Below are 3,725 nucleotides of genomic sequence, written 5' to 3' on the forward strand. Positions count from 1 at the left end.
GATTCGACACCCATATCAAAACCGGTAACTCTCAACCTTTCAAGGTCAAGTGTCAGATCAAGTCGCGACTAATACAGCTAAGGTAAGGCTAATACAGATAAGGACTCCACTGAACCCCACCGATTAAATCGCACCTTCCCTAACCTTTTATCCACTGGGTGAATGAGAGACGAGTCCGATTTTCCGTCGCCAGAGCTCATTGTCGGCACCTGTCATTGGCGCAACTTTCTGTAATGAAAACGCACTCTTGAAGGAGAAGGGAAAATGGCTGGACCTGATGAGTCATTCGCTCATGCGCCCTCCGGGCGTTCTGATTCACCCGGACGCGCCCGCTGGATCAATATCCTGCCGATCGTCTTTGTGATGTACACCATCGCCTACTTTGATCGCTCAAATATTGGCTTAGCGCTGCCCTACATCAGTAAAGATCTTGCGCTGACGCCGGTGCAGGCTGGATTAATTAGCGGAGCCTTTACCTGGGGCTATGCCATCACCCAGTTCCTGGCGGGCTGGCTGACTCTGAAACTTGGCGCCCGGTCGGTGATTGGCCACGCGTTGTGGTTATGGGGCGCGGCGGCAGTTGGCACCAGCCTGGCCCGGAGTTATGAAGAACTACTGGTAGCCCGCGCCATGCTGGGTCTTTTTGAAGGCCCGGTATTTGCCGCGACGGCGGTACTGCTGGCGGAATGGTTCACGAAACCCGAACGCGGACGGGCCTTTGGCATCTGGAATCTCAGCTCGCCAACCGGGGCGTTTCTGGCCGGGCCGATCTCCGGCATGATCCTGGCGCACTATGACTGGCGCATCATGATGTTTGTCGAAGGGCTTCCGGCCTGGCTGTGGATGGTGCTGTGGTGGTGGCGAATGCCGGCGTCGATTAAAAAAGCCCGCTGGTTACCTGCCGGGGAGCGAGCATCACTGGAAGCGGCGCTGGCTGAAGAACAATCGCAGCTGGCGAGTAAAGAGAAATCTGACAAGTGGTGGACTATCTTTGCGGAGCCCTCAGTCTGGCTCACGCTGATTGGCAGCACATTTATCAGCCAGCTGATAGCCGGTTATCAGCTGTGGCTTCCTTCTTTGCTGCACAGCGCCTCTACGCTGTCTGTTGAGATGATTGGCCTGCTCTCCGGGTTGCCGTTTCTTGCCGGTATGCTGGGGATAATTCTGATCACCTGGCACTCAGACAGACACGGACAGGAGCGTCGCTGGCATGCCGCTATTCCCACCATCATCACCGGGGTGGTGCTGATTGCTGCGATGCTCGTCGCGCCAGCCAGTGTACCTGCGCAAATCACGCTACTCATTGCCGCTGGCTTCACGATGAAGATGTTTATACCGCTGGTGTTCACCCGACTGACAGAAACATTGCCCCGCACCAAAGCCATTACCGCGGTTGTATTCGTCAACGCCGTTGGCAATCTGCTGGCAGGCACAATGGGGCCGCTGATTGTGGGAGTTCTGCGTCAGTCGACAAACAGTTTTGATGCTGCATTTATCGCGCTGGGCGCAGGTGCCGTTCTGGGCGGCTTGCTACTGGCCTGCGTCGGGGCGAAATGGACCCTGCGACAGCAGCTGCCGCTGCAACAGGGCGGCAACTGAACCTCCTGTTTTGCTTCTGGATAAAGGAATTAACATGAGTACTCAATTTTTACAGCCTGCAACCGCAAAAATTGGTGACCTGCGTCTGCGCAGTGGGATCCTGTTACCGGATGTGGAGCTGGCTTACGCCACACTGGGGAAATTAAACACCGAACGCAATAACGTCATTTTGATGACCCATGGTTTTACCTCCAGCTATTTGTTTATCGGCCGTGCCAGTGCGACGTCCTCTGAGGGGACATGGGCGGGGCTGGTAGGGCCGGGCAAAGCTATCGATACCGATAAGTATTTTGTTGTCAGCTCAAATATGCTCGGCTCATCTTTTGGCTCCACCTCTCCGGCGAGCATTAATCCGACAACAGGTAAGCACTATGGAGCCGATTTTCCGGATTTAACCCTCAGCGACATCGTGGAGGCCCAGCGCCGGATGCTGCTGCAACTGGGTATTGAGCAACTCGTCGCAGTGGTCGGCCCGTCTTATGGCGGTTTCCAGGGACTGACCTGGGCGATTGAGCATCCGCATATGCTGCGGGGGATATCGATGAGCGTCAGCGGGATCCATGCCCCGGCGGATACCACTTCCGCCGCCCTCCGTGAATGCTTTGCCAGTGATGAAAACTGGAATAATGGCGATCACTACTCAAACGGCGGCATCACCCGGACCATGGTCAGCTTACGCAAGCAGACCATCAAGGATTACGGTATTGATGTCTTACTGGCGCGGCAATTTCCGGATCCGCTGTTGCGTGAACAGGAGATAGAGCGTCAGGCACAGGCCTGGGCGCGGGTCATCGATCCTAACTCAATGCTGGTGCTGGCAAAGGCGATGGAGTCGTTTGATGCACAGCCGCAGCTGGGCAATATTCGGGCGAAAGTGCAGCTCGTGTTATCCCGCTCGGATCAGTTATTTCCCGCGAGTAATGCGCCAGCGGTAATGCAGGCATTTAAACAGGCAAATGTCAGAGCTGAATATGTGGCTCTCGACAGTGATTATGGTCATCACGCCGCAGGTACCGATTCTGTTAAATGGCAGGAAGATCTCCGCAGATTTGTCGATGGATTGTGATTTTTCCGGCTATATTTTCAGCCGATATAAATTACTACAATGCCTGCCCAGCAGGTTACTGCTTAAATAAAAAGGACGCTCTCCCGGTCGATGGGGGAGTGTCCTGTTATCGCCGTACCTTTATTACTTATTTTCCGCTGCGCTTTTCCCCTCCGCACATTTTCCTGCTGATAATTCCGTAAAATTATTTTTTGCCTGTTTAAGTACATTAAGGAAAATACGGTAATCCTCTGCGGAGATGCCATTGAATAATTTATTTTTAAGCTGAGTCACTAACGGGTTAACTGCATTGTAAATACAATCGCCTTGCGTGGTGAGTCTTACTTTTGCGCAGCGGCGATCGATTTTATCCTGCATCCGAATAATTAAATCCTGTTGTGCCAGTGATTCAACATGTCGGCTGGTGCGGGTTTTATCGATCTGCGCCATAAAAGCAAGGTCAGATACCGTCAAAAGATCATTTTCATGCAGGCAGGCAAGGATTCGCCATTCATACTTTGAAATATTATAGGGTGACAATATATGGCCTAACATCTCGTTATAGCTACGCTGCATAAAAAAAAGTAATGAAAAGGTTGCCCCATAATGTGCTGGTATTTATTCTCCGGAGGCTGTTCGTCATCCTGTTGTTTCTCTGCTTCATGATTCGGATGCATCAATCCCCCTTGATTATTCAGATGTGCTGGACGTGAGGTCAGAATAGTTTTTTACTCAGCGATCTCGGTGTTGAGCCATAAGTTTAACATCCCTGGTTTATTAACGCTGTGATGCCTGATATATTTTTAATAAAGCATAAATAATTGCTGGTGATAAATGTGCTAACGCATATGTTATTTTTGTTTATATTGTCAAAAAAACACAATTCAAGCCGTTAAATAATTAGTGGATTATTTGGATTAATGTCACACTGTATTGTGCATTTGCATAAATATATTTATTTATATTAAATATATCGACCATAAATATATATCGTGGTGAGGTCTAAAGTAAGTATCCTCCGGCAGAGCCGGAGGCTTTAGGGTGAGCGCCTCAAAGGCGCCGACAAACCATGAGCCGCCCA

General features: G+C 50.9%; 3 protein-coding genes. 2 read left to right on the forward strand and 1 reads right to left on the reverse strand.

Annotated elements, in window-relative coordinates:
- The first annotated feature begins 264 nt into the window (after positions 1–264).
- Together ACSZO4_RS25025 and ACSZO4_RS25030 are read left to right on the forward strand one after the other, a co-directional pair.
- Positions 265–1,599: an MFS transporter gene (locus tag ACSZO4_RS25025; RefSeq protein ID WP_437891799.1), complete on the forward strand. Its 1,335-nt coding sequence runs from the start codon at positions 265–267 to the stop codon at positions 1,597–1,599.
- Between the two features lie 34 nt (positions 1,600–1,633).
- Positions 1,634–2,665 (forward strand): alpha/beta fold hydrolase, encoded by a 1,032-nt coding sequence (locus ACSZO4_RS25030; protein ID WP_437891800.1) that lies wholly within the window; start codon positions 1,634–1,636, stop codon positions 2,663–2,665.
- 123 nt (positions 2,666–2,788) lie between these two features.
- Here the strand turns inward: ACSZO4_RS25030 and ACSZO4_RS25035 are convergent, their stop codons facing one another.
- Positions 2,789–3,199 (reverse strand): MarR family winged helix-turn-helix transcriptional regulator, encoded by a 411-nt coding sequence (locus ACSZO4_RS25035; protein ID WP_437891801.1) that lies wholly within the window; start codon positions 3,197–3,199, stop codon positions 2,789–2,791.
- Positions 3,200–3,725: the final 526 nt, after the last annotated feature.

Source organism: Phytobacter sp. V91, assembly GCF_965644225.1.
Classification (GTDB): domain Bacteria; phylum Pseudomonadota; class Gammaproteobacteria; order Enterobacterales; family Enterobacteriaceae; genus CBFFRJ01.

Coding starts and splice junctions, on each gene's coding strand:
- ACSZO4_RS25030 (WP_437891800.1), top strand. CDS start 1,634: ATGAGTACTCAATTTTTACAGCCTGCAACCGCAAAAATTGGTGACCTG.
- ACSZO4_RS25035 (WP_437891801.1), bottom strand. CDS start 3,199: ATGTTAGGCCATATATTGTCACCCTATAATATTTCAAAGTATGAATGG.
- ACSZO4_RS25025 (WP_437891799.1), top strand. CDS start 265: ATGGCTGGACCTGATGAGTCATTCGCTCATGCGCCCTCCGGGCGTTCT.